This window comes from Alteromonas sp. RW2A1 (assembly GCF_001886475.1).
GTDB classification, from domain to species: Bacteria; Pseudomonadota; Gammaproteobacteria; order Enterobacterales; family Alteromonadaceae; genus Alteromonas; species Alteromonas hispanica.
In genome coordinates this window covers 2883452-2907981 of record NZ_CP018031.1, presented here as the reverse complement: position 1 = coordinate 2907981, position 24530 = coordinate 2883452, and the positions used below count along the sequence as shown (strand labels likewise).

Below are 24530 nucleotides of genomic sequence, written 5' to 3'. Positions count from 1 at the left end.
AAAAAGTGTGTTTTTGTAAATAATGATTCACAAGTGGGTGCAGTCTAGTGGTGTGGTTTAGTGGTGGAGGTGGTTTTGGAGAGTGAACTGAGTGCAAAAAATGCGTGGAGACAAACCGTGGCACGGGTTGTTAAATCAGAAATGTCAGTACGCGGTGTGAAGTATCAAGATTTGAGCCAGCGTCTTGCTGCCATTGGTATAGAGCAAAGCGCTGATAATTTAAGGAATAAAGTGAATAAGGGAATAATGGGAGCAGATTTACTGCTTCAAATACTTTTAGTGTTAAAAGCTAGGCCAATAGATGCCTCGGTTTTAGAAGAGATCCTGACTGACCTTAATGCTTACTGACCTTAGCGCGTAAGTTAGGTAAACTATGCAGCAAAGCAATGAACTAACACTATAAGCTTAAGAGCACGCTTGTTGAGAACGTGAGTAGCTCTCTCGGTAGATCACGCGGCAGATTTCGCAGTAGATAAAGACAGTAGATAAAGACAGTAGATAAAAAAATACCCAGCAATGCTGGGTATCAAAAGGGAATAAAAAAGATAAAGAATTGTCAGGGAGAACGTCATCACTATCTAACAAGCATCTTAACCGATTAAGATTGATTGTGCTAATTTTTGAGCAATGTTGTTAGGTATGTGATTTTATAATGAATTATCCAATCTTATACATTTTTAAATTCTAACAGAGTACGCCGTAACGTTATGAAACTTTCTGATTTTAGCTTTGAACTTCCCGAAAAACTAATAGCAAAATATCCTACTGAACAACGAGCTGCAAGTAGGCTTCTGCGCCTAGACGGTAAAACGGGAGATGTGGCGCACTCAATGTTTGCCGACATGATTGATCTTGTTGAACCCGGTGATCTGTTGGTTTTCAATAATACTCGTGTCATTCCAGCGCGCTTGCTGGGCAAAAAAGAAACGGGTGGACAGGTAGAGGTACTGATTGAGCGCATTACAGGTAACAATTGTGCCCTTGCTCATGTAAGAGCGAGTAAAGCGCCTAAGCCTGGTACTAAGCTGGTGCTAGAAGATAAAGTAAACGTGACGGTTACAGGTCGAGATGATGCGCTGTTTATTCTGCAATTCGACCATGATGAAACTGTGCTTGAGTTACTCGAAGCTCACGGTCACATGCCGCTACCACCTTACATAGACAGGCCCGATGAAAGCTCAGATAAAGAGCGCTATCAAACGGTGTACAACAAGAAGCCGGGTGCTGTTGCAGCGCCAACAGCGGGTCTTCACTTCGACGACGAAATACTGAATGCACTGAAAGAAAAGGGCGTTAATTTGGTGTTTGTTACTTTGCATGTAGGTGCAGGTACTTTCCAACCCGTGCGTGTGGACGACATAACAGAACACAAAATGCACGCAGAGTATGCAGAGGTGCCTCAGGAAGTTGTAGATGCAGTGCTACAAACAAAAGCCGCCGGTAAAAGGGTTATTGCGGTAGGCACAACGTCGGTACGTTCACTAGAGTCTGCGGCAAAATTCAGCACCGAGCGCAAAGAAGGTGACGTTATCGGGCCTTTCTACGACGACACCGAAATTTTTATATATCCTGGCTTTGAGTTTAAGGTGGTTGACGCCATGTTTACCAACTTCCACTTGCCAGAATCTACGCTCATGATGCTTATCAGTGCCTTTGCCACCAAAGACCATGTTATGAAAGCCTATCAAGAGGCTATTGAGAAGGAATACAGGTTCTTTAGCTACGGTGATTCTATGTTTATAGAAAAAGGCGAATAGCGAAAAGTTCCTTCTTATTCGTTCACTTCAGTAGAAATATAGATACAAGGCATGATCTCATACAAATTGCTGGTATAATCTCGCGCAATCATTTTTATTGTCCAGCGCTCGGTCTGTAATAAGCGTCGAGCTATAACAAGCTTCAATATTATTAAGCGGTAGTAAGTGTAGATATTAAAGCTTTTATATCGGGCGCAGGTTTTTACCAAGCGCATTTTTTGTTGTTGCTAAAAGCAAAAATAGCAAGAAATAAAAAAATGTGAGCTAAGACGGGAAAGTTCTTACATGCAATTTGAGTTAGTAAAAACTGACGGTCGCGCCAGACGCGGTCGTCTTAAATTTGAGCGTGGTGTTGTTGAAACTCCCGCATTTATGCCAGTAGGTACTTACGGTACTGTAAAAGGCATGACGCCAGAAGAGTTAGAAGAAAGCGGCGCGCACATATGTTTGGGAAATACTTTTCACCTGATGTTACGCCCTGGTACCGGTATTATCCGTCAACACGGCGACCTGCATGATTTTATGAATTGGGACAGACCCATTCTTACCGACTCTGGCGGTTTTCAGGTATTCAGCTTAGGCGATCTGCGCAAAATTACCGAAGAAGGCGTTACGTTCCGTTCGCCAATCAACGGTGAAAAAATATTGCTTACGCCAGAAAAGTCTATGGAAGTTCAGGCAGACCTTGGTTCAGACATCGTCATGATTTTTGATGAATGTACGCCTTATCCTGCAACCGAGCAAGAAGCTCGTGTATCTATGGAAATGTCGTTGCGCTGGGCGAAGCGCAGTAAAGATGCTCACGGCGACAACCCTGCTGCTTTATTTGGCATTATCCAAGGCGGTATGTATGAAGGTCTTCGTGATGTTTCGCTTGCCGGGCTTGAGGCAATCGGCTTCGACGGATATGCCATCGGCGGTTTATCAGTAGGTGAGCCAAAAGAAGACATGATCCGCATTATCGACCATACAGCACCAAAAATACCTGAAGATAAGCCTCGTTACCTTATGGGTGTGGGTAAACCTGAAGATTTGGTGGAAGCAGTACGCCGCGGTATCGATATGTTCGACTGCGTTATGCCAACGCGAAATGCACGTAACGGACATTTGTTCGTGAGCGAGGGCGTTATTAAGATCCGCAACGCTAAACATCGCAATGATACATCACCATTAGACGAAAATTGTGACTGTTACACTTGTAAAAATTATTCTCGCTCTTATTTACATCACTTAGATAAGTGTAACGAGATATTAGGTGCGCGACTAAACACTATTCACAATTTGCGTCATTACCAGCGTGTTATGCAAGGCATGCGCGATGCTATTGAAGCAGGCACAATGGATGAATTCGTTCACACCTTCTATGAACAGAAAGGGTTGCCGGTACCGGCGCTTTAATGTTGAAAAACAAAGAAAATATTTAAATAACAACAATACTCGGGGAATTTTATGAGTCTATTTATCTCAAACGCATACGCGCAATCTGCTGGTGGTGCATCTCAAGGCGGTGGCATGGAAATGCTAATTATGTTGGCCGTTTTCGGTTTAATTTTTTACTTTCTTCTTTATCGCCCACAAGCTAAGCGCGTAAAAGAGCACAAAAACTTAGTAGCTTCACTAAGTAAAGGCGACGAAGTGCTTACGCAAGGTGGCCTAGTAGGAAAAATTACTAAGGTAGCCGACGATAAAGACTTTATTGAAGTAGCGCTTAACGAAGCAAGCAACATCGTTGTACAGAAATCTTCAGTGACTGCTGTATTGCCAAAAGGCACAATGAAGTCGCTGTAAGTAACAAACGTCGGCGCCAAGTTGTTGCTTGGCGTTGGCACGAAAGGATTATCCAGTGCTAAACAAAAATTCAATATGGAAAGTGTTAAGTGCGCTTATTGTGGTTGCAATGTGTGCACTTTACGCTCTTCCCAATATTTACGGCGAAGACCACGCCGTTCAAATTTCCGCAGGCCGCGACGCTGTTGTTACTCAATCAATGGTTGAGCAAGTTAAAACTGCGTTGGCTGAAAAGTCGATAACGCCAAAACGCATCGAATTCGAAAATGACCAAATTCTAGTTCGGGTTTCCGATTCAGATACACAGCTTATTGCTCGTGAAACGCTAGAGCGCCTCCTTGGTGACGATTATTTTGTTGCAATGAACCTCGCCCCAGACACGCCAGAATGGCTTGAAAGTCTGGGAGGCACGCCGATGAAGTTAGGTCTAGATCTTCGTGGTGGCGTTCACTTCCTCATGGAAGTTGATATGTCAGAGGTAATCACTAAATCCCTTGAAGATGCAGAAAGCGGATTTAGAACATCACTTCGTGGTGAAGAGATTCGCTACCGCGGTGTAAAACAAGTGGGCAACCATATCGACATTACCTTTCGCGATGAAGATGCGTTAGATAAAGCGAAGTTTTTCCTCCGTAATCAAAGCCGTGACCTTACGTTTGATGAAGTTGGTGAATTGACGTTGCGCGCAACGTTTGCTGAAAGCAAGCTGCAAGAAATTCGTGATAATGCAGTGAAGCAAAACATCACAATTATCCGTAACCGTGTAAACCAATTAGGAGTGGCCGAGCCGCTTGTTCAAAAGCAGGGTGCCGATCGTATTGTGGTTCAATTACCAGGTATTCAAGATACAGCGCGTGCAAAAGAGATTTTGAACGCTACGGCAACGCTTGAGTTTCGTATGTTGGATCAGAAAAACGATGTTCGCGATGCATTAAACGGTCGCGTGCCTCCGGGCTCTCAAATTATTGAAGACCAACAGGGCGTACCGCAGCTATTAGAAAAGCGCATCATGCTTACTGGTAGCCACATTATTGATGCAAACAGCGGTGTAGACGAATACGGCCTACCCAATGTAAACATCTCGCTAGATTCTGAAGGCGGAAACAAAATGTCGCGCTCTACTCGCGGCAACATCGGTAAGCCAATGGCAACTGTTTTCATTGAATATAAAGCCACGGGCGAGCGCAATAAAGAAGACAAGCTTATCTTTGAAAAAGAAGAACAAGTTATCTCTGTTGCCACCATCCGCGCTCAGCTTGGCAGTAAGTTCCAAATTACAGGTTTAGACTCGCCAAAAGAAGCCCGCGACCTTGCGTTACTTCTTCGTGCTGGTGCACTTATCGCGCCTATTCAAATTGTTGAAGAACGCACAGTGGGCCCAAGCTTAGGTAAAGAAAACATTGAACTTGGCACACAGGCCATTGTTTATGGTTTGCTAGCAGTACTTGCCTTTATGCTGGTGTATTACAAAGCCTTCGGTATTGTGGCTAACGTTGCGCTGGTGACTAACTTGGTCATGATTGTGGGCATTATGTCTATGATCCCAGGAGCAACATTAACCCTGCCTGGTATGGCTGGTATTGTACTTACCGTTGGTATGGCGGTAGATGCTAACGTGCTTATATTCGAGCGAATCCGAGAGGAACTGCGAGACGGTCGCAGCCCGCAGCAAGCTATACACCACGGGTACGACAGTGCATTTTCGACTATTTTAGATGCCAACATTACTACCTTCATTGCGGGGCTTATTTTGTTCGCAGTGGGTACAGGTCCAATTAAAGGGTTCTCTATTACGCTTATGATTGGTATTGCCACTTCTATGTTTACCGCTATTTTAGTTACGCGCGTTATTGTTAACGCTGTGTATGGTGGAAAACGTCTAGAGAAATTGGCGATTTAAGGAGCGTAACATGCAATTATTAAAACTATCCGAAACCGTTAATTTCATGCGCCTTCGCATTCCTGCGATGGTGCTATCAACTCTACTTATTTTAGGCTCTATCGTTTCATTAGGCGTTAACAGCTTAAATTGGGGCCTAGATTTCACCGGCGGTACGCTTATTGAAGTGGGTTATGAAGACAGTGCGAATTTAGAATCTATTCGCGTTCAGCTAAATAACGCCGACTTTGAAGATGCGATTGTACAAAACTTTGGTAGCAGCCAAGACGTGCTAATTCGCATTGCGCCTCGCGAAGGTGTGAAAGCGGTCACTATTGGTAACCAAGTTATAGACGCATTGAGAGCAGACGGTACGGCAGTTGAAATGCGTCGTATCGAATTTGTTGGCCCAAATGTTGGTGAAGAGTTAACAGAGCAGGGCGGGTTAGCTATGCTAGTGGCGCTTATCTGTATATTGGTTTACGTAGCAATGCGCTTCGAATGGCGCTTCGCGCTGGGCTCAGTGTCTGCATTAGCCCACGATGTTATTTTAACGTTAGGCTTGTTTTCAGTACTGCAAATTGAGTTTGATTTGACGGTACTTGCTGCGGTACTTGCGGTTATCGGTTACTCACTCAACGATACTATTGTTGTGTCTGACCGTATTCGTGAAAACTTCCGCAAAATTCGTAAGGGCGAGCCCATTGATATTATCAATATCTCACTCACCCAAACCTTAAACCGAACAATAATTACCTCACTAACCACAGTTTTAGTGTTGGTTGCTTTGTTCTATAAAGGTGGCGCCTTAATTCACGGTTTTGCTACGGCACTATTATTTGGTGTGGTAGTAGGTACTTACTCATCGGTTTACATTGCAAGCTCTGTTGCTTTAGCACTGGGTATTAGCAAAGAAGACTTAATGCCACCGCAGGTGGAGAAAGAGGGTGCTGACCAAGAGCCGCTGTAAAACGGTTTGGCTTAAATGAAAGTTGGTCCAATTACCAGAGAAAGACAGCGTAGCCTGATAGATTGAAGAATTTTTCTGGCTACGGTTATCAAGAATAAAAACAAAAGGTCGCTGTTTTCACAGCGACCTTTTTTTGTTTGCCCAGCGAAGCTGGCAAACCCGTCAGGTTGAAAGAAACCTGAATCACCCTGACTGAGGGGAAGATAATCCGAATGGCAAGGGCGTTAGCAAGTGATATGAAGTATGCAGGAGCCGTATACGAGGCCCGTACGTACGGTTCTGTGAGAGGGATGAGGCGCAAGCCTCACCCTACTCGATATTTGTTGCGTTTTTGTCTTAATTGATTCACAAGTAAGACACAGATAATAAGTAAGGTTTACTTAAGATGCTTAACCAGACCTTGAACTACCTTTCCGCTTCCAGCAACGATTTCGCCCTTGTGCAGTGGGTCGTTTCCGCCTTTGAAGTCGGTAACCAAACCGCCTGCTTCACGAACGATAAGCTCGCCCGCAGCGATATCCCAAGATTTAACACCGCGCTCGTAATAACCGTCGTGACGGCCAGCAGCAACGTATGCAAGGTCAAGTGCGGCACTGCCTGCACGACGCAAGTCACCCACTTCATGGAAAATTTTATTGAGGCTAAGGGCATATTCGCCAAACTGTGATTTGTTTTTAAACGGCAAGCCTGTAGCAATGATGGTTTCGCTTAAATCGCGAGGCTTAGATGCACGAATTCGGTAACCGTTTAGCTGAGCGCCTTGACCGCGGCTTGCAGTAAATAATTCACTTCGGATAGGATCGAATACAACAGCTTGCTCTAGACGGCCCTTATGAAGAAGCGCGATAGAAACAGCAAAGTGGGGAATGCCTTTCACGAAATTGGCGGTACCATCTAGCGGGTCGATTATCCACTGATAATCTGTATCTGACCCCAATATTTCCCCTGACTCTTCCCCTAAAAAGCAATGATCTGGGAATGACTGCTGAATCTTATAGATAACTGCTTGCTCTGCGTCTTTATCAACTTGAGTAACAAAGTCGTTAAGACCTTTTGACTCAGTTGCAATTTCATTATGTTTCTCAAAACCACGAACAATAACTGTTCCAGCTGCACGCGCAGCACGCACTGCAATATTCAGCATAGGATGCATAGATAAACCACCAATTGTAAAAGACCAATGAAATGAAGAACTGTATAAAAAATAGCTCATCATTTTCGAAAACGCGCGGAGTTTAACAGAATAGGCATATGATGCAAATGAATTTGCCTCAGCTGACTTGATCTTAAACCTTTTCGCCTTGTCCAAACATCGCCATCTATACCGCCGCTATGCTACACTTCACGGCAATAACGACGTTCCTACGTTCCTTGCTTTTGTAATAACAACTGTGCGCATAACCGTGTGTGCAATTGGTCTTTTATCATGAAAAGCTTCTAAGCCTAACAAAAGCAAAATAAGTGTAGCGTAAAGAGCGTTAATCACATTTAGTCAGTACGTAGGTATCGTAAGCATGCTTGAGAATATTCGCATCATTTTGGTCAACACTTCACACACAGGAAACATAGGCTCCACGGCACGCGCTATGAAAACCATGGGGTTAAGTAGTCTGTATTTGGTTGACCCTGTTAATGAGCCCGATGGCCAAGCAAGCGCGCTAGCTGCAGGTGCCGGTGATGTGCTGGCTAACGCGAAAATAGTAGGCACGTTAGAAGAAGCTGTGAAAGATTGTGGTTTAGTTGTAGGTACCTCTGCACGCTCTCGCACGCATTCATGGCCTATGTTAGGCCCGCGTGACTGTGGTGAAAAGTTGATTCAGGAGGTGAGTAAGTATCCTGTAGCATTAGTTTTTGGCCGTGAAAACAGCGGGTTAACTAACGAAGAGTTGCAGCAGTGTCATTTTCACATGTGTATTCCGGCTAATCCAGAGTACAGCTCGCTGAACTTAGCCGCAGCGGTGCAAACTCTGTGTTATGAAATCCGCATGGCTTATTTGAATAGAGAAACTTTTCCAGAATTTCAAGAAGAGTACCCTTTGAACGAAGACTTAGAGCGTTTTTACGTGCATTTAGAATCTACGTTGGAGAAAACCTCTTTCATACGCAAAAGCCACCCTGGTGTGGTTATGACCAAGTTACGTCGTTTGTTTAATCGCTCACGTCCTGAGTCTCAAGAGCTTAACATTTTGCGCGGAATTTTAGCGTCCATTGAAAAGTCGGTTCAAACAAGTGAACAAGATCCTAATCGTGAGCCCTCACAAGCATTAGCAGACGACGCTGCTGCTAAAACGATAAGTCAAGATGATAATTAGCCAGAAAAGCAATTAGCCAGAAAAGCAATCAGTCAGAAAAGCAAAGAGTAAAGCATGTTCAGCCGAATAAAAGACGACATTCAAGGCGTATTTCATCGCGACCCCGCAGCTCGCAATACGTTCGAGGTATTAACTAATTACCCCGGTTTACATGCAGTGTGGCTGCATAGAATTAGTCATAAACTATGGAATGCACAGTGGAAATGGCTAGCTCGAACGCTGTCTACATTTAGTCGTTGGCTTACGGGTATTGAAATACATCCGGGCGCCACGCTCGGTCGTCGCGTTTTTATCGACCATGGCATGGGTGTGGTTATTGGTGAAACAGCAGAAATTGGTGACGATGTTACGCTTTATCACGGAGTAACGCTTGGGGGGACAAGCTGGAAAGCCGGAAAGCGCCACCCAACCCTCAAAAACGGTGCAGTAGTGGGGGCCGGTGCAAAGGTTCTTGGACCAATCACTATTGGCGAAAACGGCAAAGTGGGTTCTAACTCTGTGGTAGTAAAAGATATTCCCGATGGCGCAACCGCGGTGGGTATTCCAGGGCGGATAATTGTTTCCAAGCAAAAAGATGCCAGCGCCTCAATGAACCCTCAGCGAGATAAAATTGCGCAAAAATACGGTTTCGATGCCTATGCTGTAGCGCAAGATAATCCTGACCCTGTTGCAAATGCCATGGGTATTATGCTCGAGCATATGCATCAAATGGACACAAAAGTAGAAGAGATGTGTAAGGTTATTCAATCTCTAGGTGGCGATGTGTGCACAGAAAATCTTCATAACATTAGCGCGGAGGATTTTGCTGATACAGGAATAGAGTTTTCAGAATCGAAAACGAAAGATGGTGAGCATGCGTCTTTTGACCCTGCAATCTAGGGCGTGCTCTTAATCTTTTTAACACCGACTCAATAAACTAAGCTAACCGCAGTTGGTTTACAGTGCCAATAAAAATAGCCAGTGATGCATCGATAACATCGTCAATGCTGGCTTCGTATTGGCTGTTTACCCATACCATTGCACTGTTGATTAAACTGCCTGTTAGCGCCGCGCCAATAAACTGCATTTGAGTGTCTGAAAGCTGCTTTTTGTCGGACACAGGTGAGGTTAAGTAAGACATCATTAATGCGGCAAAGTCGGCGGAGCAACGACTATAAAGTCTATCTACGCGCTCACTCACCCCTAATACTTCAGCATGAGTTATTCTGGCAAACTTTGGATCTGCCATAGATGTAAAAAAACAATTCAGGCCCGGGCGTATACGCTGCGATGGCTCGCTGTACTTGCTTGCTCTTTCAAGCTCTTCCTCTAGTCGAAGACGGAAATCATCCATAAGCTTTTCATAACAGGCTACCAATAAATCTTCTAAGTTAGTGAAGGACTCGTAAAAGTAGCGGTTTGTTAACTCGGTCTGTGCGGTCAACATGCGCATAGTGGTTGACTGAAAACCGACAGTACCAAAAAGTGAAATCCCCGCTTCGATAAAACGCTGTCGGCGCAGCGCAATGCGTTCGGACATTGAAATGCCAGAATATGTGCGTTCTGTGGCTGCTTCACAAGAGATAGATGTATTTTTCATAGCTGACATATTATGCATTGACGACCTCGTTACAACAACATACATTAAAGTGATAACGTTTGTTATCACTTCTTGAGGCGAGCATGCAAAACACAGTGCCAATTTTAGATGTATTGATTGTCGGAGCCGGTATTTCAGGTATCGGTTGCGCTTACCACGTGCAAAATAAGTGTCCGGATTTGACTTACTCCATCATAGAAGCTCGTGCAGACCTTGGTGGAACCTGGGACTTGTTTAAGTACCCTGGTATTCGTTCTGACTCAGACTTGTTCACTTTTGGGTACGACTTCAAGCCGTGGAAAGAGAAAAAGGCAATTGCCGATGGAAGCTCAATAAAAGCTTACGTTGAGCAAACCGCCGACGAAAATGGCATCAGAGAAAACATACCTTTTTTAACGCGCGTTGTGGACTTAGATTGGCACAGTAATAAGCAGTATTGGCTGGTAACGCTGCGTTCAGAAGAAACGGGGCATACCGAGCAGGTAGCCGCTCGATGGGTATTTAATGCGTCAGGTTACTATCGATATGACAAGGGGTATGCGCCTGAATTTAGGGGGCAGTCGAATTTTTCGGGCGACATTATACATCCTCAGCATTGGCCTGAAGATCTGGATTATGAAGGTAAGCGTGTGGTTGTAATTGGCAGCGGTGCCACTGCTGTTACGTTAGTGCCGTCGCTGGCGAAAAGTGCTGCTCATGTGACTATGTTACAGAGAACACCTTCGTATATCTTACCCGTTCCAACTCAAGATCCTGTCGCAAAGTATTTGAGGCTTCTATTTGGTGATGATTTAGCTTTTAAGGCTGCTCGACGCTTTAATATAGCAAAGCAGCGTTGGGTGTACGCGTTTTGTCAGCGCTTTCCCAATCGAGCTCGAAAAATTATACGCAATTTAAACGTGAAAATGCTTCCAGAAGGATATCCTGTTGATAAGCATTTTAATCCACCCTACAACCCATGGGAGCAAAGGCTTTGTGCAGTGCCTGGCGGCGACCTTTTTAATGCGATATCAGAGGGTGCGGCGTCGGTTGTCACCGACAACATCAGCAATTTCACCCACACAGGTATTCAGCTTGAATCTGGCGACCATATCGATGCAGATGTGATTATCACTGCAACGGGTCTTAATTTGCTTCCCCTAGGTGGCCTAATTCCAAAAATAGATGGAAAAGTGGTTTCGCTTCCTCAATGCGTTACCTACAAAGGAATGTTGCTAAGCGGAGTGCCAAACTTTGCTATCGCCGTGGGATATACATCATCATCGTGGACCCTCAAAATAGGGCTATTGTGCGAGCACTTCACACGACTATTAAATCATATGAAACAGCACGATTATCTGCAATGCACACCTATTGCAGACCCGAATATGGAAACACAACCGTTGCTTAATTTTGGCGCCGGATATATCCAACGTTCAATAGACAAACTACCGCGCCAAGGTGTCCGTTTCCCTTGGTCTATGTCGTGGAATTATGCTGAAGATGTAAAGATTTTTCGTAAAGGTAGGGTAGACGACCCGGCGTTAAAGTTTGAGACAAGCATTGAGTTAGAACGCACGCTGAGACAAGCACAATGAGCTTAGCGCAGCACAAAGAACAGTTTATTACACTACAAAACGGAGATACGTTTTGTTATGCCGAACACGGGCAAGATAAAAATGGCACCGTTTTGCTTATTGCGGGGCTTGGGCTTCAATTAGTTTATTGGCCCAGCGCATTGATAGAGCGGCTGGTAGCAAGCGATTTTCGTGTAATTTGCTTTGATAACCGCGATGCGGGTCGTTCTGTAAGAAGCACTACTCCGCACCCTAGTGTACTGCAACAATTGCGTGGGAAAGCGCCAAAAGGAGCATACGGGCTAGAGCGCATGGCAGAAGATACTGCACAACTTTTAGCCGGGCTCCATGTTAAAAGGGCTCATATAGTAGGTATGTCGATGGGGGGAATGATTGCGCAAACACTCACAAGTATGTACCCAGACGTTGTTGAGTCAATGACCTCCATATTTTCGACAACCGGCAGCAGAAGGGTAGGCCAACCTTCTTACTCAACGTTATGGCGAATGGCGAGAGCAAAGGCCCCCAGAAGCGAACATGAGGCAATTAAAAATTACCACGCCATGATGACACACATTGGCGATAGCACGGCAGAGGGCGCAATAAGTCAATGGCAGCAGTATGCAAAACTGGCTTGGCAACGAAACGGCTCAAAGAGCGATTCAAAAGCTATGTTTCGACAAATAGGCGCGATTATGAAGTCTGGCGATCGTACCCAATTACTGAACAAAGTGGCTGCTCCCACATTGGTTATTCATGGTGATGTGGACCGGATGGTGCACCCCAGTGGCGGTGTTGCAACAGCGAAGGCTATTGCAGGTGCAAAGCACCAAGTCTTGCGTGGCTTACGTCACCAAATAGACACGATACAGGGCCATCGTATAGCCGATAGTATCTTAGCGCACATTCAATTAAACAAGAGAGCTTAAATAAGGGCCAATAGCATGAAACTTCAAGGTACTGTTGTGATGCTGATAAGCAATGCTGGTGTAGCGCCAAGCGGCGATTTTAAGCAAGTTAGTGAAACCGATTTTAATTGGCTAAAGAAAATAAAATTTGATGCGCCTGTCAACCTTATGCTTATGATTACGGTAGGTTTTATAGTACGAGAGAAATTGTCAGACATTTTTACACAACATATAAGATTAAATTTACTTAAACTCTTAACGACTGAATTGTAGAGCCTTTTTGTTGTTGGAATAATTTTTGCTTAATTTTGTGTCTAATAGTAATGTAGTACAAAGGCTAATTATGAAAAGAACACTTATTGGGTTGGTATCTATTGTCAGTGCGTTAAGCTTCAACGCGAACGCGGACCTTATTTTCTCGACTGACTTTCAAGGTTCAACAGTTGTTGATGAAACACTGACGAATATTAACTGGACGACGGAAGGTGTCTTGTCCCCTGGCGATATTTCTGCTGACTGGCCACTGTTTTCAACTGCAGATTCCAGTAATAAAGTTGGCGTAGACAGAAACCTTCACAATGAAGGGGCCTGGAGTGTTTTTATTGCGATTAACACGTTGAACGAAGGAATTCTTCTCGACTTTTTCAGTCTAGATGCCTTTATTTTCAATAACGCAGGAAACTACCAGGGAGCCAACGCGTCAAGAGATCTAGACTACTCCGTATCGATTCAAAACGCACTTGGAGATATATTGGTATCGACTACCGTTGACAATATTTTTAATGGCAGCGGTACGTGGGAAAGAGGCAAACTCGTGATATTTGACCTGAATAATACGTATTTAGATGCAAATAATACCTACGAACTAGTTCTCACGGCAAGTGGTCAAGGCCCTGGGAACAATGCAGGCTTTGATAACGTATCACTTGTCGGTCGAGTTCCTGCTCCACAAACGTTCGGTTTAATGGTGATATCGCTTGCCCTATTCGGCTTGAGAAAGTGTCTTAAGCGAAAGTAAAACTTAAAAGAGTAAAATCTGAACACGATTCAGTCTAGAACTAGCTTAGCCCTCTCTTAGCCTTAGAGAGGGCCATTATGATTTATGTTATGCCGAACCTGACCTAACTTAAGACTCTATTCCACTGTGTCATAGTGTTCAGCTGTCATGGCCTGCACTGGTTGATATCGGTTTGACTGCACACATTACTACCTTTCTGAAAGCATAATTTCCTCTAAAAATGGCAACCGTCTAGTACGCTTTACAGCTTAATTTTTCATTTGGCCTTACTTATTGATAATTACAGAAAATATTAGTTACTTTTTTTCCACTCAATTAGAAACAGAGCATTCCCGCTCTAAATTGAAATTACTATAATACCTGACTAATTTACTAGGTCTTATACTTGACCATTTTAGTCAGGTATGTGAAAATTCCGCCATACAGATAAAGGCGGGAGACAATAATGAAACTTACCTCTAAAGGTCGCTATGCGGTAACCGCAATGCTAGACGTTGCATTACATTCCAAGCGTGGCCCCGTTCCCCTTGCCGATATATCAGAAAGACAAGAAATATCACTTTCCTACTTGGAGCAGCTGTTTTCTCGACTGCGCAAAGAGCAGTTGGTAGAAAGCGTACGTGGTCCTGGCGGCGGCTATTTACTGGGTCGCAGCGCTAATGAGATTGCCATAGGTGAAGTGATATCTGCGGTTGACGAATCGATTGACGCTACACGATGTCAAGGTCAAGCAGACTGCCAAGGCGGCGATCGCTGCTTAACACACAGTTTATGGCAAGATTTAAGCGATCGTATTTCTAGCTTCCTACATTCCATCACCCTTGGTGAGTTAATGGAAAAGCATGATGTACGAGAGGTTGCCGGTCGCCAAGACAGTAACAGTTCTCTTCGCAATATAGCTAATGACATTGAAGTCAGCATTAGACTTTAAATAGGCATTTATAAATATGGCATTATCCCCCCCTATTTATTTAGATTACGCAGCGACAACCCCCGTCGACCCGCGCGTAGCCGACGCAATGGCAAAGTGCCTAACGTTAGATGGTAACTTTGGTAATCCTGCGTCAAGAAGCTATCGTTTTGGGTGGATGGCTGAAGAAGCTGTTGATATCGCCCGTAACCAGTTAAGCGATGCGCTGAATTGCGACCCAAGAGAGATTGTATTTACCTCTGGTGCTACCGAGTCGAATAATTTAGCGATTAAAGGCGTAGCTGAAGGATACAAGGTAAAAGGTAAGCACATTATTACGGTAAATACTGAGCATAAAGCCGTGCTAGATACCTGTGCTTATCTTCAGCAGCAAGGGTTTGATATTACTTACTTGCCGGTACAACAAGACGGTTTAATAGACTTAGCAGAATTGGAAAGTGCGCTCAGAGAAGACACGATATTAGTCTCTGTGATGCATGTGAACAATGAACTGGGTGTTATTCAGGATATTGAAAGTATCGGCAAGGTGTGTCGTGAGAAAGATGTTCTCTTTCATGTCGACGGTGCCCAAAGCGTGGGCAAGATGACCATCGACTTAGCTGCGTTGCCTATTGATTTATTGTCTATGTCGGCACACAAGTTCTACGGGCCGAAGGGCATGGGAGCGCTTTATGTGCGCCGCCGACCTAAGATTAACCTAGAAGCACAGATTCATGGCGGTGGTCATGAGCGCGGCATGCGTTCGGGCACGCTGGCGACGCACCAAATTGTGGGTATGGGCGAAGCACTCGAATTAGCTAGTCGAGACATGGAAGCTGAAAGCGAGCGTATTGAAGCGCTTCGTATCGCATTGTGGAATGGGCTAAGCAAGATAGAGGGCGTATACCTAAACGGCCATGAAGAAAAGCGCATAGCGGGTATTTTAAATGTCAGCTTTGCTGATGTAGATGGCGAAAGTTTGATGATGGGGCTAAATGATATTGCAGTGTCATCTGGCTCTGCATGTACATCGGCAAGTTTAGAGCCTTCCTATGTGCTCAAAGCATTGGGACGAAGTGACGAACTGGCCCATGCAGGAATTCGATTTAGTGTGGGACGATTTACGACCCAAGATGACATCGATTACGTAATAAACAAAGTAACAGATGTAACAAACCGATTGCGGCAAGTGGCGTTAGCTTAAGATTTTTTAAAGCAAGTAGCGCAAAATACGTCGCTGAATATTTGAGTGGAATACTCAGGTATTATATAATACCGCACCAATTTTTAAGGCTGCCACCATTGTAAAATGCTTACTGCACGAGGTTTGTGCGGTGAATTAAGGGAAATTACCAAGACCGTGGGGTAATTTCCCAAGCCAAGGTGAATGGAAGGCTTAGGCAGCAAATGCAGGCAAACAAGCGAGACCCAAACATGAGTGAACAGATCGAACAGGCGTTAGAAAGAAAGTACGATGCTGGTTTTTATTCAGAGATCGAATCGGACACGTTTGAAAGCGGCCTAGATGAGTCGATTATTCGTCGCATTTCCGCAATGAAAAACGAGCCTGAGTGGATGCTCGAATGGCGTCTAAAGGCTTATCATGCGTGGCTTGAAATGGAAGAGCCTGATTGGGCCCATGTGGAATACCCAAAAATCGATTTTCAGGCAATTTCGTATTACTCGGCACCAAAGAGTATGGAAGACAAGCCTCAGTCGTTAGATGAAGTCGATCCAGAGCTACTGCGTACTTACGAAAAGTTAGGTATTCCGCTGCACGAACAAGAAATGTTAGCAGGCGTTGCGGTTGATGCCGTGTTTGACTCTGTATCGGTGGTCACAACGTTCCGCTCTAAGCTGGAAGAAGCCGGCGTCATTTTCTGCCCGATTTCTGAGGCCATTCAAAAATATCCTGACCTTGTTAAAAAATACATTGGTTCAGTAGTGCCTCGTACAGATAACTATTTTTCTGCGCTAAACTGCGCAGTATTTACCGACGGTTCATTTGTTTATATTCCCAAAGGCACTCGCTGCCCTATGGAGCTTTCCACCTACTTCCGTATTAACGAAATGAACACCGGTCAGTTTGAGCGTACCTTGATCATTGCTGATGAAGGCAGCCACGTGAGCTACTTAGAAGGTTGTACAGCGCCGCAGCGCGATGAGAATCAGTTGCATGCCGCAGTGGTCGAGTTAGTTGCAATGGACGACGCCACAATCAAATACTCTACGGTTCAAAACTGGTATCCAGGTGATGAGAACGGTAAAGGCGGTATCTACAACTTTGTGACCAAGCGCGGTATCGCACACACCAACGCTAAAATCTCATGGACTCAGGTTGAAACTGGTTCAGCGGTAACGTGGAAGTATCCAAGCTGCATTCTTAAAGGCGACAACAGCGTAGGTGAATTTTACTCAGTGGCGCTTACCCGTGGTCGTCAGCAGGCTGACACCGGTACCAAGATGATTCATATGGGCAAAAATACGCGCTCAACCATCATCTCAAAAGGAATATCTGCAGGTAAAAGTAACAACGCTTATCGTGGTCTAGTGCAGATGGGGCCTCGTGCAGACGGCGCGCGTAACTTTACCGAATGTGACTCGCTGCTTATTGGTGATAAGTGCGGTGCACACACGTTCCCGTATATCGAAAGTCGCAACCCGTCGGCAATAGTTGAGCACGAAGCGACAACATCGAAGGTAAGTGACGAGCAATTGTTTCTGTGTCGCCAACGAGGTTTAGACACAGAGAAAGCCGTTTCTATGATTGTTAACGGTTTTTGTAAAGAAGTATTCAAAGAGCTGCCAATGGAATTTGCCGTAGAAGCCGGCAAGCTGCTCGAAATTAGTCTTGAAGGTTCAGTGGGGTAATCAATGCTTAGTATAAAGAATTTACATGCCAGCGTAGAAGAGAAAAACATCATTAAAGGTCTTAACCTAGACGTTAAGCCTGGTGAAGTACACGCTATCATGGGCCCCAACGGTGCCGGTAAAAGTACGTTAGGTTATGTGTTGTCAGGTCGTGATGGCTACGAAGTGAGCGAAGGCGACGTAACGCTAAACGGTAAAGATTTGCTAGACCTTGACGTTGAAGAGCGTGCCCGCGAAGGCTTGTTCTTAGCGTTTCAATACCCGGTAGAAATTCCTGGTGTCAGCAACATGGAATTTATGAAAGAGTCTGTTAACGCTATGCGAGAACAGCGCGGCGAAGAAGCACTTTCTGCTGCTGAGTTTTTAAAGAAAGCAAAAGAAGCCTGCAAGCAGGTGCAGCTACCATTAGATTTTCTTAAGCGCGGTGTTAACGAAGGCTTCTCAGGTGGTGAGAAAAAGCGTAACGAAATCATGCAGATGATTTTGCTAGAGCCGTCATTATGTATCCTTGATGAATCAGATTCTGGCCTTGATGTAGATGCACTTCAGGTTGTTGCTAACGGTGTAAATAGCCAGCGCGACGGAAAGCGTAGCTTTATTGTAGTAACGCACTATCAGCGTTTGCTCGATTACATTAAGCCAGATTTCGTGCACATTCTTGCTGATGGCAAAATTGTGAAAAGCGGTGACGCATCACTCGCCCACGAAGTAGAAAAAGAAGGTTACGCATTCCTAGGGAAGGCGTACGAGGAGGCTGAGGCATGAGTCAATGGCTAGATCAGGTCATTGGCGGGGCGCAGTTCGACGATTATTTAGCGCCCGTGCGTCAACAGGCCTTAACCCAATTAAAAGCCGATGGTTGGCCCGCTCGTCGAAATGAGAGCTGGCGTTTTACGCCGCTTACTTCTGTAGAGAAGCGCGAAGCGAAAACGACAACACAGGCCGACGTTCTGCCGGTACCCGCTATCGACAACTTAAATGCTATCGACTTGGTTTTCGTCGACGGCGTATTGATCACGCAAGTGAATACGCTAGATGTGCCTAAAGGCATGACCATTACGTCGCTTAAGCACGACGATAAGGCAACGCAGCAAGCAATATCAAGCATTTACGGGCAAATTAAGCCTACTCGACACATGTTTGGGTTAGTTAATGATGCACTGTGCGAGCACGGTATTTTTATCAGTGTTGATGAAAATACTAAAATCGACACGCCTGTTCGTATTGTTAACATGGCCACGCAAAATGTCGATGCACATACTCGTGTTGTTGTGAAAGTAGCAAAGGGTGCAAGTGCCACTGTTATTGAGCAGGGCGTGGGCGACGTAGACAGTTTAACTACCGCCTTTGCTGAATACGATATTGCTGATGATGCGCATTTGGAGCATTATCGCTTTGCCATGTTCACAGCCGCGGCGAAGCAGCTCGGTGGAAGTCATTTTAAATTGCACAACCGCTCAACGCTAAATTCAACCATGGTAGGCTACGGCAGTGAGTTGTCGCGTTTGGATGTAGACATTCACCACGCTGGTGAGTTTGCTGATGCCAAAATGAATGCGATTTATTTGTTGGCGGAAGGTGAATTATTCGACCTTCACTCAACCATTGAGCATGCAATGCCAAACGGCACTACGGAAGAAAACGCTCGTGGTATCGTGGGTGATAAGTCTCGCGCTGTATTCAACGGTCGAATTCATATTCATCGCGATGCACAAAAAACGCTGGCAGAACTGAATAACCGCAACTTGTTGCTTTCTCGCCGTGGTGTGATTAACACCAAGCCTGAGTTAGAGATTTATGCTGATGATGTTAAGTGTGCTCACGGTGCTACCGTAGCTGAAATTGACGAAGAAGCGCTCTATTACTTGCTAACTCGTGGTGTACCGCGTAGTAAAGCGCTGGTAATGCTTAACTTTGGGTTTATCCAAGAACTGGTAAACGATGTACCAAATAGCGCAATTCGCGAGTGGCTACAGCCGTTACTAAGCAAGCGCTTCTCCCAGATGGAGGTTAAATGAGCTTAGACGTTAACGCACTTCGTGCACAGTTTCCTATTCTTTCCAAAACTGTAGATGGGAAGCCTCTGGTATATTTAGATAACGCTGCGACCACGCAAAAGCCGCAGGCGGTTATCGACGCCATTGTCGATTTTTATACTGGCACAAATGCTAACGTTCACCGTGGGGCTCACCATTTATCAGACGAAGCAACTCGTCGCTATGAAAATGCGAGAGCAAGTGTGGCAAGTTTCATCAACGCCAGCGCTCGAGAAGAAGTTATTTGGACTGCGGGTACTACCGAAGCTATCAATATAGTGGCAAACGGGTTATCTCAGCTTTTAGCTGAGGGCGACGAAGTCATGGCTACAGAGCTCGAGCACCACGCGAACTTGGTAACATGGCAACAAGCCTGTCGAAAAGCCGGCGCTACGCTCAATATCGTTCCTATTTTTGATAATGGTGAGCTAGACATTGAAGCGTTTGAAAAGCTGCTTTCTGACAAAACAAAGCTAGTTGCATTTCCACATGTTTCTAATGCATTGGGCACAGTGAACCCTATTAAAGTGTTGACTGAAAAAGCAAAACGCGTTGGAGCTTGGGTACTTGTTGATGGTGCGCAAGGTATTGCTCATGGCGGTGTTGATGTTCAAGACATCGACTGCGACTTTTACGTGTTCTCTGGTCATAAACTTTTTGGTCCTACTGGCATCGGTTGCTTGTGGGGTAAAAAAGAAATATTAGAGTCTTGGCCCGTTTGGCAAGTAGGTGGTGAGATGATTAAAGATGTCTCTTACCACGAAGCTACTTGGGGAGCACTGCCGAATAGACTTGAAGCAGGCACGCCTAACATTGCCGGTGCTATTGGTATGGGCGCTGCCGTCGAGTGGTTTAAACAACTCGATATCGAGGCTCTTCATGAGCATGAGACTGCACTTCTAAACTATGCTACTGAGCAAGCCGAAGCCCTTGATGGTATGCGAATTGTGGGTACAGCACCCAACAAAATTGGCGTGCTGAGCTTTTTATTAGATGGCGCTCATCCAGCGGATATTGGTTTTATTCTAGACAGGCAGGGCGTTGCCATTCGTACCGGCGATAACTGCGCTCAGCCTCTAATGAAGCGATTTGGTATTCCAGGTACTGCTCGTGCTTCATTTTCAATTTATAACACGCTTGACGAAGTGGACAGCCTTTTTGCTGCACTTAAGAAAGCAAAAATGATGTTGGCCTAAGGAGGCACCATGAGTGTTGAAACGTTTGTTCCAAGTACACAGCTCATCTCGCTTACTGACAGTGCCGTTAAGCATTTTGAGAGCAAGCTTAAAGATAAGCCAGGTCAGATCATTCGTCTTTCTACAAGAGTGAGTGGCTGCACAGGCTATGCTTATGTGCTGGATTTTGCTGACAGTGCAAAAGACGATGATGAGATTGTTGAAATATCGTCTGTGCTTAATGTGGCTATTGCGGCAGATGCAACAGACCTCTTAAAAAACACTGAAATTGACTACGTTCAAGAAGGTGTAAACGGTGTTATTAAATACAATAACCCAAATGTTGTTGACGAATGCGGTTGTGGCGAAAGCTTCAACGTTGGTTAACTTTGCAAAGACAAAAGAGCACTAGCAGTTTATGAAGCAAAAAATGGTGGTAACTGAGCGCGAATGTAAAGCGCGCTTGGTGCCGGCTGGAAACCCGACAGTCATTCCTGAGGGAGAATTTGTCAGCATAACCCAAGAGCTTGGCGGAAATTTTACCATCACCTGGCGAGGCAATATGTACCGCATAGACGGCACTGACGCTGGCGCCATTGGCCGCAAAGAAATGGTGTTAAGTTTCGAAGAGCCTAGCGATGGTCAGATAAGTAAGCAGCAGGTGTGGGATGCGTTGGAGACTATTTTCGATCCAGAGATCCCCATTAACCTAGTGTCACTTGGCTTAATTTATAAAGTCGACATAGACCAAGACAGCGGTAACGTAAACATTGATATGACGCTGACAGCCCCCGGATGCGGTATGGGCCCAGTTCTGGTTGGTGATGTTGAATATCGCGTTGCCATGGTTCCACATGTCAATGATGTAAACGTAGAGCTTGTATTCGATCCTCCTTGGTCTCGTGACATGATGAGTGAAGAAGCGCAGCTAGAAGCCGGTCTCTTTTTTTAAATACAGGACATAACATGCAATTACCAAGCAGTGAAGAAATTGTAGATGACTTGGCGTTCTTCGATGATTGGGAGCAACGCTACCAGTATATTATCGACTTGGGTAAGTCTATTCCAGGCTTGCCAGAAAACGAAAAGACGCCAAACCGCTTGGTTAAAGGTTGTCAAAGTAGCGTATGGCTAGTTGAGTCTTATGAAGATGGTAAGATCACATTCGACGTAGACAGCGATGCTGTTATTGTTCAAGGCCTATTGGCACTTGTGCTAGCAGCTTACAACAATAAATCTCCCCGAGAGATAACTCAGTTTGATGTCGATGGTTATTTTGAAGCGCTAGATTTAGAGCGCCACATTACGCCCACACGCGGAAACGGATTGCGCGCTATTGTCGGCAAAATACAAGACCTAGCGCGAGCTAATTTGTCGTAAAATAAAAATTGCAGACAAAGATAGCGCTTCTTTAGCGAAAAAATAAAGCGTACATAAAAGTTTAACAGAGATAAATAAACTTCAATGAAACACTGATTTTACTTTAAATTCAGTGCTTTATTTCGCTCCATACATATAAAGCAACAGGCTGGTTTGGCTAAATCCAAGGCTTTGTTTTGAGGTTTCATAATAGTCACTAGTAAACGCGATAATTATTGCCTATAATTCGCCGCCAAAATTGAAAACACACTTTATTTGTTTGGAGAAAAAACATGGCTCTTGAGCGCACTTTTTCGATTATCAAGCCTGATGCGGTAGCTAAAAACGTAATCGGTGCAATTTACAACCGTTTTGAATCTGCTGGTCTTCGCATTGTTGCTTCTAAGATGATCCACATGAGCAAAGAGCAAGCGGAAGGTTTCTACGCAGAACACAAAGAGCGTCCTTTCTTTGGTGCTTTGGTTGATTTCATGACGTCTGGTCCGGTAATGGTTCAGGTTCTTGAAGGTGAAAACGCTGTTCTTGCAAACCGTGAAATCATGGGTGCTACAAACCCTGCTGATGCTGCTGCTGGAACCCTTCGTTCTGACTACGCTGCATCAATCGACGAAAACGCGGTTCACGGTTCTGATGCACCTGAATCTGCGGCTCGCGAAATTGCATACTTCTTCTCTGAAGAAGAGATTTGTCCACGTACTCGCTAAGTACAGACAAACAAAACCGACACAGAGTAGTTAATACTCGAAAACGAGGCTTCGGCCTCGTTTTTTTGTTTGCCCAGCGAAGCTGGCAAACCCGTCAGGTTGAAAGAAACCTGAATCACCCTGACTGAGGGGAAGATAATCCGAATGGCAAGGGCGTTCACTTAGCAAGTGATATGAAGTATGCAGGAGCCGTATACGAGGCCCGTACGTACGGTTCTGTGAGAGGGATGAGGCGCAAGCCTCACCCTACTCGATATATCTGGAAGAGGGTAAAGATACTCATCACTTTTTATGCAGAGCCATATATGATAGTATTTGCGCAAATTTTAAACACGTAAGCGCCGCTTAACACGCGTTAAAAATATGACTTCTTACTGCATGGCTTTTGTTATAAACGCACGGGTATTATGGTTTATAAAAATTAGCGTTTAAATACAAACGATAGTCTTATAAGCCTCTCTCTTCATTACATTTTTGCAGTAATAGTAATCTAAATTAAGCAGTTCGAGGTCACTTCCTCGCAAGGTAAAAGGGTCATTTTATTCATGGCAAAAACAAACTTATTAAATCTAAATCGCGAAGGCTTGCGCAACTTCTTTAAGGAAAAGGGGGAAAAACCGTTTCGCGCCGATCAGGTGATGAAATGGATATACCAGCACGGCGAAAGCGATTTTGAAAAAATGAGTAATCTCAATAAAAATCTTCGCGCCATGCTGATTGAGAACTGTGAAATAAAAGCTCCTGAAATTGCCTACTTCCAGGAAGCAAGCGATGGCACAATTAAGTTTGCGCTTACTCTTGAGGGCGGCCAAGAAGTCGAGTCTGTTTGGATCCCCGAGGAAGAGCGCGCTACATTATGCGTATCATCTCAAGTAGGCTGCGCCTTAGAATGTACTTTCTGTAGTACCGCGCAACAAGGTTTCAATAGAAACTTGAGCGTCAGTGAGATAATTGGGCAGGTATGGCGAGTCGCAACATTCTTAGGGCTTTCTAAAGATACTAGCCAGCGCCCCATTACCAATGTGGTGATGATGGGCATGGGAGAGCCGCTGCTTAATTTGAAAAACGTAGTGCCGGCAATGGACATTATGTTAGACGATTTCGGTTTCGGACTGTCAAAACGTCGAGTCACTTTGAGTACGTCAGGAGTCGTCCCTGCATTAGACATGCTGGGCGACCAGATTGATGTTGCCTTGGCTATTTCATTGCATGCGCCGAACGACGAGTTGCGTAATGAAATTGTACCTGTGAACAAAAAGTACAATATTGAAGCATTTTTGGCGGGTGTACGTCGCTATTTAGCGAAGTCTAAAGCGAATCAGGGTAGGGTCACCGTAGAATATGTTATGCTCTCCCACATAAACGACAGTACCGAGCAGGCTCACGAACTAGCGAAAGTACTTAAAGATACTCCGAGTAAAATAAACTTAATTCCGTTCAATCCTTACCCGGGTTCTCCCTACACATGCTCGAGTAACTCGCGCATTGATAGGTTTGCCAAGGTGCTGATGGAATACGGCTTTACCACGGTAGTACGAAAGACCCGTGGCGATGATATCGATGCTGCCTGTGGTCAATTAGTAGGCGATGTGGTTGATAGAACGAAAAGAATGTTAAAAAAACAGGTGAAGGGCGAAGCAATTTCGGTAAAAATAGCCCAATAATCATTAGGATATTAGGGTAAGAC

The 24530-nt window shown here is 44.8% G+C and carries 25 protein-coding genes; 23 read left to right on the top strand and 2 right to left on the bottom strand.

Features of this window, described 5'->3' with window-relative positions; all coding sequences use genetic code 11:
• Positions 1 to 75: 75 nt before the first annotated feature.
• The 6 genes from BM528_RS13010 to secF all read left to right on the top strand — a co-directional run bounded on the left by BM528_RS13010 (position 76) and on the right by secF (position 6394).
• Positions 76 to 348 (top strand): DUF6471 domain-containing protein, encoded by a 273-nt coding sequence (locus tag BM528_RS13010; protein WP_269529595.1) that lies wholly within the window; start codon positions 76 to 78, stop codon positions 346 to 348.
• A 359-nt stretch (positions 349 to 707) separates the two neighbouring features.
• Entirely contained in the window at positions 708 to 1757 is a 1050-nt protein-coding gene (gene queA / locus BM528_RS13005; RefSeq protein WP_071980178.1) for a tRNA preQ1(34) S-adenosylmethionine ribosyltransferase-isomerase QueA, read from the top strand.
• Positions 1758 to 2042: 285 nt separating this feature from the next.
• Positions 2043 to 3155 (top strand): tRNA guanosine(34) transglycosylase Tgt, encoded by a 1113-nt coding sequence (gene tgt, locus BM528_RS13000; protein WP_071980177.1) that lies wholly within the window; start codon positions 2043 to 2045, stop codon positions 3153 to 3155.
• A 51-nt stretch (positions 3156 to 3206) separates the two neighbouring features.
• Positions 3207 to 3545 (top strand): preprotein translocase subunit YajC, encoded by a 339-nt coding sequence (gene yajC, locus BM528_RS12995; RefSeq protein ID WP_071980176.1) that lies wholly within the window; start codon positions 3207 to 3209, stop codon positions 3543 to 3545.
• Positions 3546 to 3600: 55 nt separating this feature from the next.
• Complete coding sequence (gene secD / locus BM528_RS12990; RefSeq protein WP_071980175.1) at positions 3601 to 5445, top strand: protein translocase subunit SecD; 1845 nt, start codon at positions 3601 to 3603, stop codon at positions 5443 to 5445.
• Between the two features lie 10 nt (positions 5446 to 5455).
• The gene (secF, locus tag BM528_RS12985; RefSeq protein WP_071980174.1) at positions 5456 to 6394 is read left to right on the top strand and encodes a protein translocase subunit SecF; all 939 of its coding nucleotides are present in this window, start codon (positions 5456 to 5458) and stop codon (positions 6392 to 6394) included.
• Between the two features lie 376 nt (positions 6395 to 6770).
• Here secF and suhB read toward each other — a convergent pair whose 3' ends face one another.
• Entirely contained in the window at positions 6771 to 7547 is a 777-nt protein-coding gene (suhB, locus tag BM528_RS12975; RefSeq protein ID WP_071981311.1) for an inositol-1-monophosphatase, read from the bottom strand.
• A 361-nt stretch (positions 7548 to 7908) separates the two neighbouring features.
• Here suhB and trmJ point away from each other — a divergent pair, with 361 nt between their 5' ends.
• Positions 7909 to 8706: a tRNA (cytosine(32)/uridine(32)-2'-O)-methyltransferase TrmJ gene (gene trmJ / locus BM528_RS12970; protein WP_071980172.1), complete on the top strand. Its 798-nt coding sequence runs from the start codon at positions 7909 to 7911 to the stop codon at positions 8704 to 8706.
• Between the two features lie 54 nt (positions 8707 to 8760).
• Positions 8761 to 9585 (top strand): serine O-acetyltransferase, encoded by an 825-nt coding sequence (gene cysE, locus BM528_RS12965; RefSeq protein ID WP_071980171.1) that lies wholly within the window; start codon positions 8761 to 8763, stop codon positions 9583 to 9585.
• A 37-nt stretch (positions 9586 to 9622) separates the two neighbouring features.
• Here cysE and BM528_RS12960 read toward each other — a convergent pair whose 3' ends face one another.
• Positions 9623 to 10303, bottom strand: a complete 681-nt coding sequence (locus BM528_RS12960; protein WP_071980170.1) for a TetR/AcrR family transcriptional regulator — start codon at positions 10301 to 10303, stop codon at positions 9623 to 9625.
• Between the two features lie 65 nt (positions 10304 to 10368).
• On the opposite strand from BM528_RS12960, the gene BM528_RS12955 reads away from it, so the two are divergent.
• The 15 genes from BM528_RS12955 (at position 10369) to BM528_RS12885 (ending at position 24507) form a co-directional block, all read left to right on the top strand.
• A complete protein-coding gene (locus BM528_RS12955; RefSeq protein ID WP_071980169.1) occupies positions 10369 to 11862 on the top strand; it encodes a flavin-containing monooxygenase in 1494 nt (497 codons plus the stop codon).
• Positions 11859 to 12770 (top strand): alpha/beta fold hydrolase, encoded by a 912-nt coding sequence (locus BM528_RS12950; protein WP_071980168.1) that lies wholly within the window; start codon positions 11859 to 11861, stop codon positions 12768 to 12770. The genes BM528_RS12955 and BM528_RS12950 overlap by 4 nt, the downstream gene beginning before the upstream one ends.
• A 15-nt stretch (positions 12771 to 12785) precedes the next feature.
• On the top strand, positions 12786 to 13022 hold the full coding sequence (locus BM528_RS12945) for a hypothetical protein (protein WP_071980167.1): 237 nt from the start codon (positions 12786 to 12788) through the stop codon (positions 13020 to 13022).
• Between the two features lie 70 nt (positions 13023 to 13092).
• Positions 13093 to 13767 carry a hypothetical protein gene (locus BM528_RS12940; protein ID WP_071980166.1) on the top strand — a complete coding sequence of 225 codons (675 nt, stop codon included), beginning with the start codon at positions 13093 to 13095 and terminating at the stop codon, positions 13765 to 13767.
• A gap of 445 nt (positions 13768 to 14212) precedes the next feature.
• Positions 14213 to 14698, top strand: coding sequence for a Fe-S cluster assembly transcriptional regulator IscR (iscR, locus tag BM528_RS12935; RefSeq protein ID WP_071980165.1), 486 nt, complete (start codon positions 14213 to 14215; stop codon positions 14696 to 14698).
• Between the two features lie 16 nt (positions 14699 to 14714).
• Positions 14715 to 15881 carry an IscS subfamily cysteine desulfurase gene (locus tag BM528_RS12930; protein ID WP_071980164.1) on the top strand — a complete coding sequence of 389 codons (1167 nt, stop codon included), beginning with the start codon at positions 14715 to 14717 and terminating at the stop codon, positions 15879 to 15881.
• A 230-nt stretch (positions 15882 to 16111) separates the two neighbouring features.
• The gene (gene sufB, locus BM528_RS12925; protein WP_032097237.1) at positions 16112 to 17548 is read left to right on the top strand and encodes a Fe-S cluster assembly protein SufB; all 1437 of its coding nucleotides are present in this window, start codon (positions 16112 to 16114) and stop codon (positions 17546 to 17548) included.
• Positions 17549 to 17551: 3 nt separating this feature from the next.
• The gene (gene sufC / locus BM528_RS12920) at positions 17552 to 18313 is read left to right on the top strand and encodes a Fe-S cluster assembly ATPase SufC (protein ID WP_071980163.1); all 762 of its coding nucleotides are present in this window, start codon (positions 17552 to 17554) and stop codon (positions 18311 to 18313) included.
• Positions 18310 to 19566, top strand: coding sequence for a Fe-S cluster assembly protein SufD (gene sufD / locus BM528_RS12915; RefSeq protein ID WP_071980162.1), 1257 nt, complete (start codon positions 18310 to 18312; stop codon positions 19564 to 19566). The genes sufC and sufD overlap by 4 nt, the downstream gene beginning before the upstream one ends.
• Positions 19563 to 20780, top strand: a complete 1218-nt coding sequence (locus BM528_RS12910; protein ID WP_071980161.1) for an aminotransferase class V-fold PLP-dependent enzyme — start codon at positions 19563 to 19565, stop codon at positions 20778 to 20780. Before sufD ends, BM528_RS12910 begins: the two co-directional genes overlap by 4 nt.
• A gap of 9 nt (positions 20781 to 20789) precedes the next feature.
• Positions 20790 to 21146: a HesB/IscA family protein gene (locus BM528_RS12905; protein ID WP_071980160.1), complete on the top strand. Its 357-nt coding sequence runs from the start codon at positions 20790 to 20792 to the stop codon at positions 21144 to 21146.
• A 31-nt stretch (positions 21147 to 21177) separates the two neighbouring features.
• On the top strand, positions 21178 to 21711 hold the full coding sequence (gene sufT, locus BM528_RS12900) for a putative Fe-S cluster assembly protein SufT (protein WP_071980159.1): 534 nt from the start codon (positions 21178 to 21180) through the stop codon (positions 21709 to 21711).
• A 14-nt stretch (positions 21712 to 21725) separates the two neighbouring features.
• Positions 21726 to 22139, top strand: coding sequence for a SufE family protein (locus BM528_RS12895; protein WP_071980158.1), 414 nt, complete (start codon positions 21726 to 21728; stop codon positions 22137 to 22139).
• A gap of 272 nt (positions 22140 to 22411) precedes the next feature.
• Positions 22412 to 22843 carry a nucleoside-diphosphate kinase gene (ndk, locus tag BM528_RS12890; protein ID WP_012519000.1) on the top strand — a complete coding sequence of 144 codons (432 nt, stop codon included), beginning with the start codon at positions 22412 to 22414 and terminating at the stop codon, positions 22841 to 22843.
• A 545-nt stretch (positions 22844 to 23388) separates the two neighbouring features.
• Positions 23389 to 24507, top strand: a complete 1119-nt coding sequence (locus BM528_RS12885; protein ID WP_071980157.1) for a bifunctional tRNA (adenosine(37)-C2)-methyltransferase TrmG/ribosomal RNA large subunit methyltransferase RlmN — start codon at positions 23389 to 23391, stop codon at positions 24505 to 24507.
• Positions 24508 to 24530 lie beyond the last annotated feature (23 nt).

Excerpts from the sequence above, each read along its gene's own strand:
- BM528_RS12940 (WP_071980166.1), top strand. The coding sequence starts at position 13,093 with ATGAAAAGAACACTTATTGGGTTGGTATCTATTGTCAGTGCGTTAAGC.
- BM528_RS12955 (WP_071980169.1), top strand. The coding sequence starts at position 10,369 with ATGCAAAACACAGTGCCAATTTTAGATGTATTGATTGTCGGAGCCGGT.
- BM528_RS12910 (WP_071980161.1), top strand. The coding sequence starts at position 19,563 with ATGAGCTTAGACGTTAACGCACTTCGTGCACAGTTTCCTATTCTTTCC.
- sufC (WP_071980163.1), top strand. The coding sequence starts at position 17,552 with ATGCTTAGTATAAAGAATTTACATGCCAGCGTAGAAGAGAAAAACATC.
- ndk (WP_012519000.1), top strand. The coding sequence starts at position 22,412 with ATGGCTCTTGAGCGCACTTTTTCGATTATCAAGCCTGATGCGGTAGCT.
- yajC (WP_071980176.1), top strand. The coding sequence starts at position 3,207 with ATGAGTCTATTTATCTCAAACGCATACGCGCAATCTGCTGGTGGTGCA.
- BM528_RS12885 (WP_071980157.1), top strand. The coding sequence starts at position 23,389 with ATGGCAAAAACAAACTTATTAAATCTAAATCGCGAAGGCTTGCGCAAC.
- suhB (WP_071981311.1), bottom strand. The coding sequence starts at position 7,547 with ATGCATCCTATGCTGAATATTGCAGTGCGTGCTGCGCGTGCAGCTGGA.
- sufB (WP_032097237.1), top strand. The coding sequence starts at position 16,112 with ATGAGTGAACAGATCGAACAGGCGTTAGAAAGAAAGTACGATGCTGGT.
- sufD (WP_071980162.1), top strand. The coding sequence starts at position 18,310 with ATGAGTCAATGGCTAGATCAGGTCATTGGCGGGGCGCAGTTCGACGAT.
- trmJ (WP_071980172.1), top strand. The coding sequence starts at position 7,909 with ATGCTTGAGAATATTCGCATCATTTTGGTCAACACTTCACACACAGGA.
- BM528_RS12950 (WP_071980168.1), top strand. The coding sequence starts at position 11,859 with ATGAGCTTAGCGCAGCACAAAGAACAGTTTATTACACTACAAAACGGA.
- BM528_RS12960 (WP_071980170.1), bottom strand. The coding sequence starts at position 10,303 with ATGCATAATATGTCAGCTATGAAAAATACATCTATCTCTTGTGAAGCA.
- queA (WP_071980178.1), top strand. The coding sequence starts at position 708 with ATGAAACTTTCTGATTTTAGCTTTGAACTTCCCGAAAAACTAATAGCA.
- sufT (WP_071980159.1), top strand. The coding sequence starts at position 21,178 with ATGAAGCAAAAAATGGTGGTAACTGAGCGCGAATGTAAAGCGCGCTTG.
- cysE (WP_071980171.1), top strand. The coding sequence starts at position 8,761 with ATGTTCAGCCGAATAAAAGACGACATTCAAGGCGTATTTCATCGCGAC.
- tgt (WP_071980177.1), top strand. The coding sequence starts at position 2,043 with ATGCAATTTGAGTTAGTAAAAACTGACGGTCGCGCCAGACGCGGTCGT.
- iscR (WP_071980165.1), top strand. The coding sequence starts at position 14,213 with ATGAAACTTACCTCTAAAGGTCGCTATGCGGTAACCGCAATGCTAGAC.
- BM528_RS12895 (WP_071980158.1), top strand. The coding sequence starts at position 21,726 with ATGCAATTACCAAGCAGTGAAGAAATTGTAGATGACTTGGCGTTCTTC.
- BM528_RS12905 (WP_071980160.1), top strand. The coding sequence starts at position 20,790 with ATGAGTGTTGAAACGTTTGTTCCAAGTACACAGCTCATCTCGCTTACT.
- BM528_RS12945 (WP_071980167.1), top strand. The coding sequence starts at position 12,786 with ATGAAACTTCAAGGTACTGTTGTGATGCTGATAAGCAATGCTGGTGTA.
- BM528_RS12930 (WP_071980164.1), top strand. The coding sequence starts at position 14,715 with ATGGCATTATCCCCCCCTATTTATTTAGATTACGCAGCGACAACCCCC.
- secF (WP_071980174.1), top strand. The coding sequence starts at position 5,456 with ATGCAATTATTAAAACTATCCGAAACCGTTAATTTCATGCGCCTTCGC.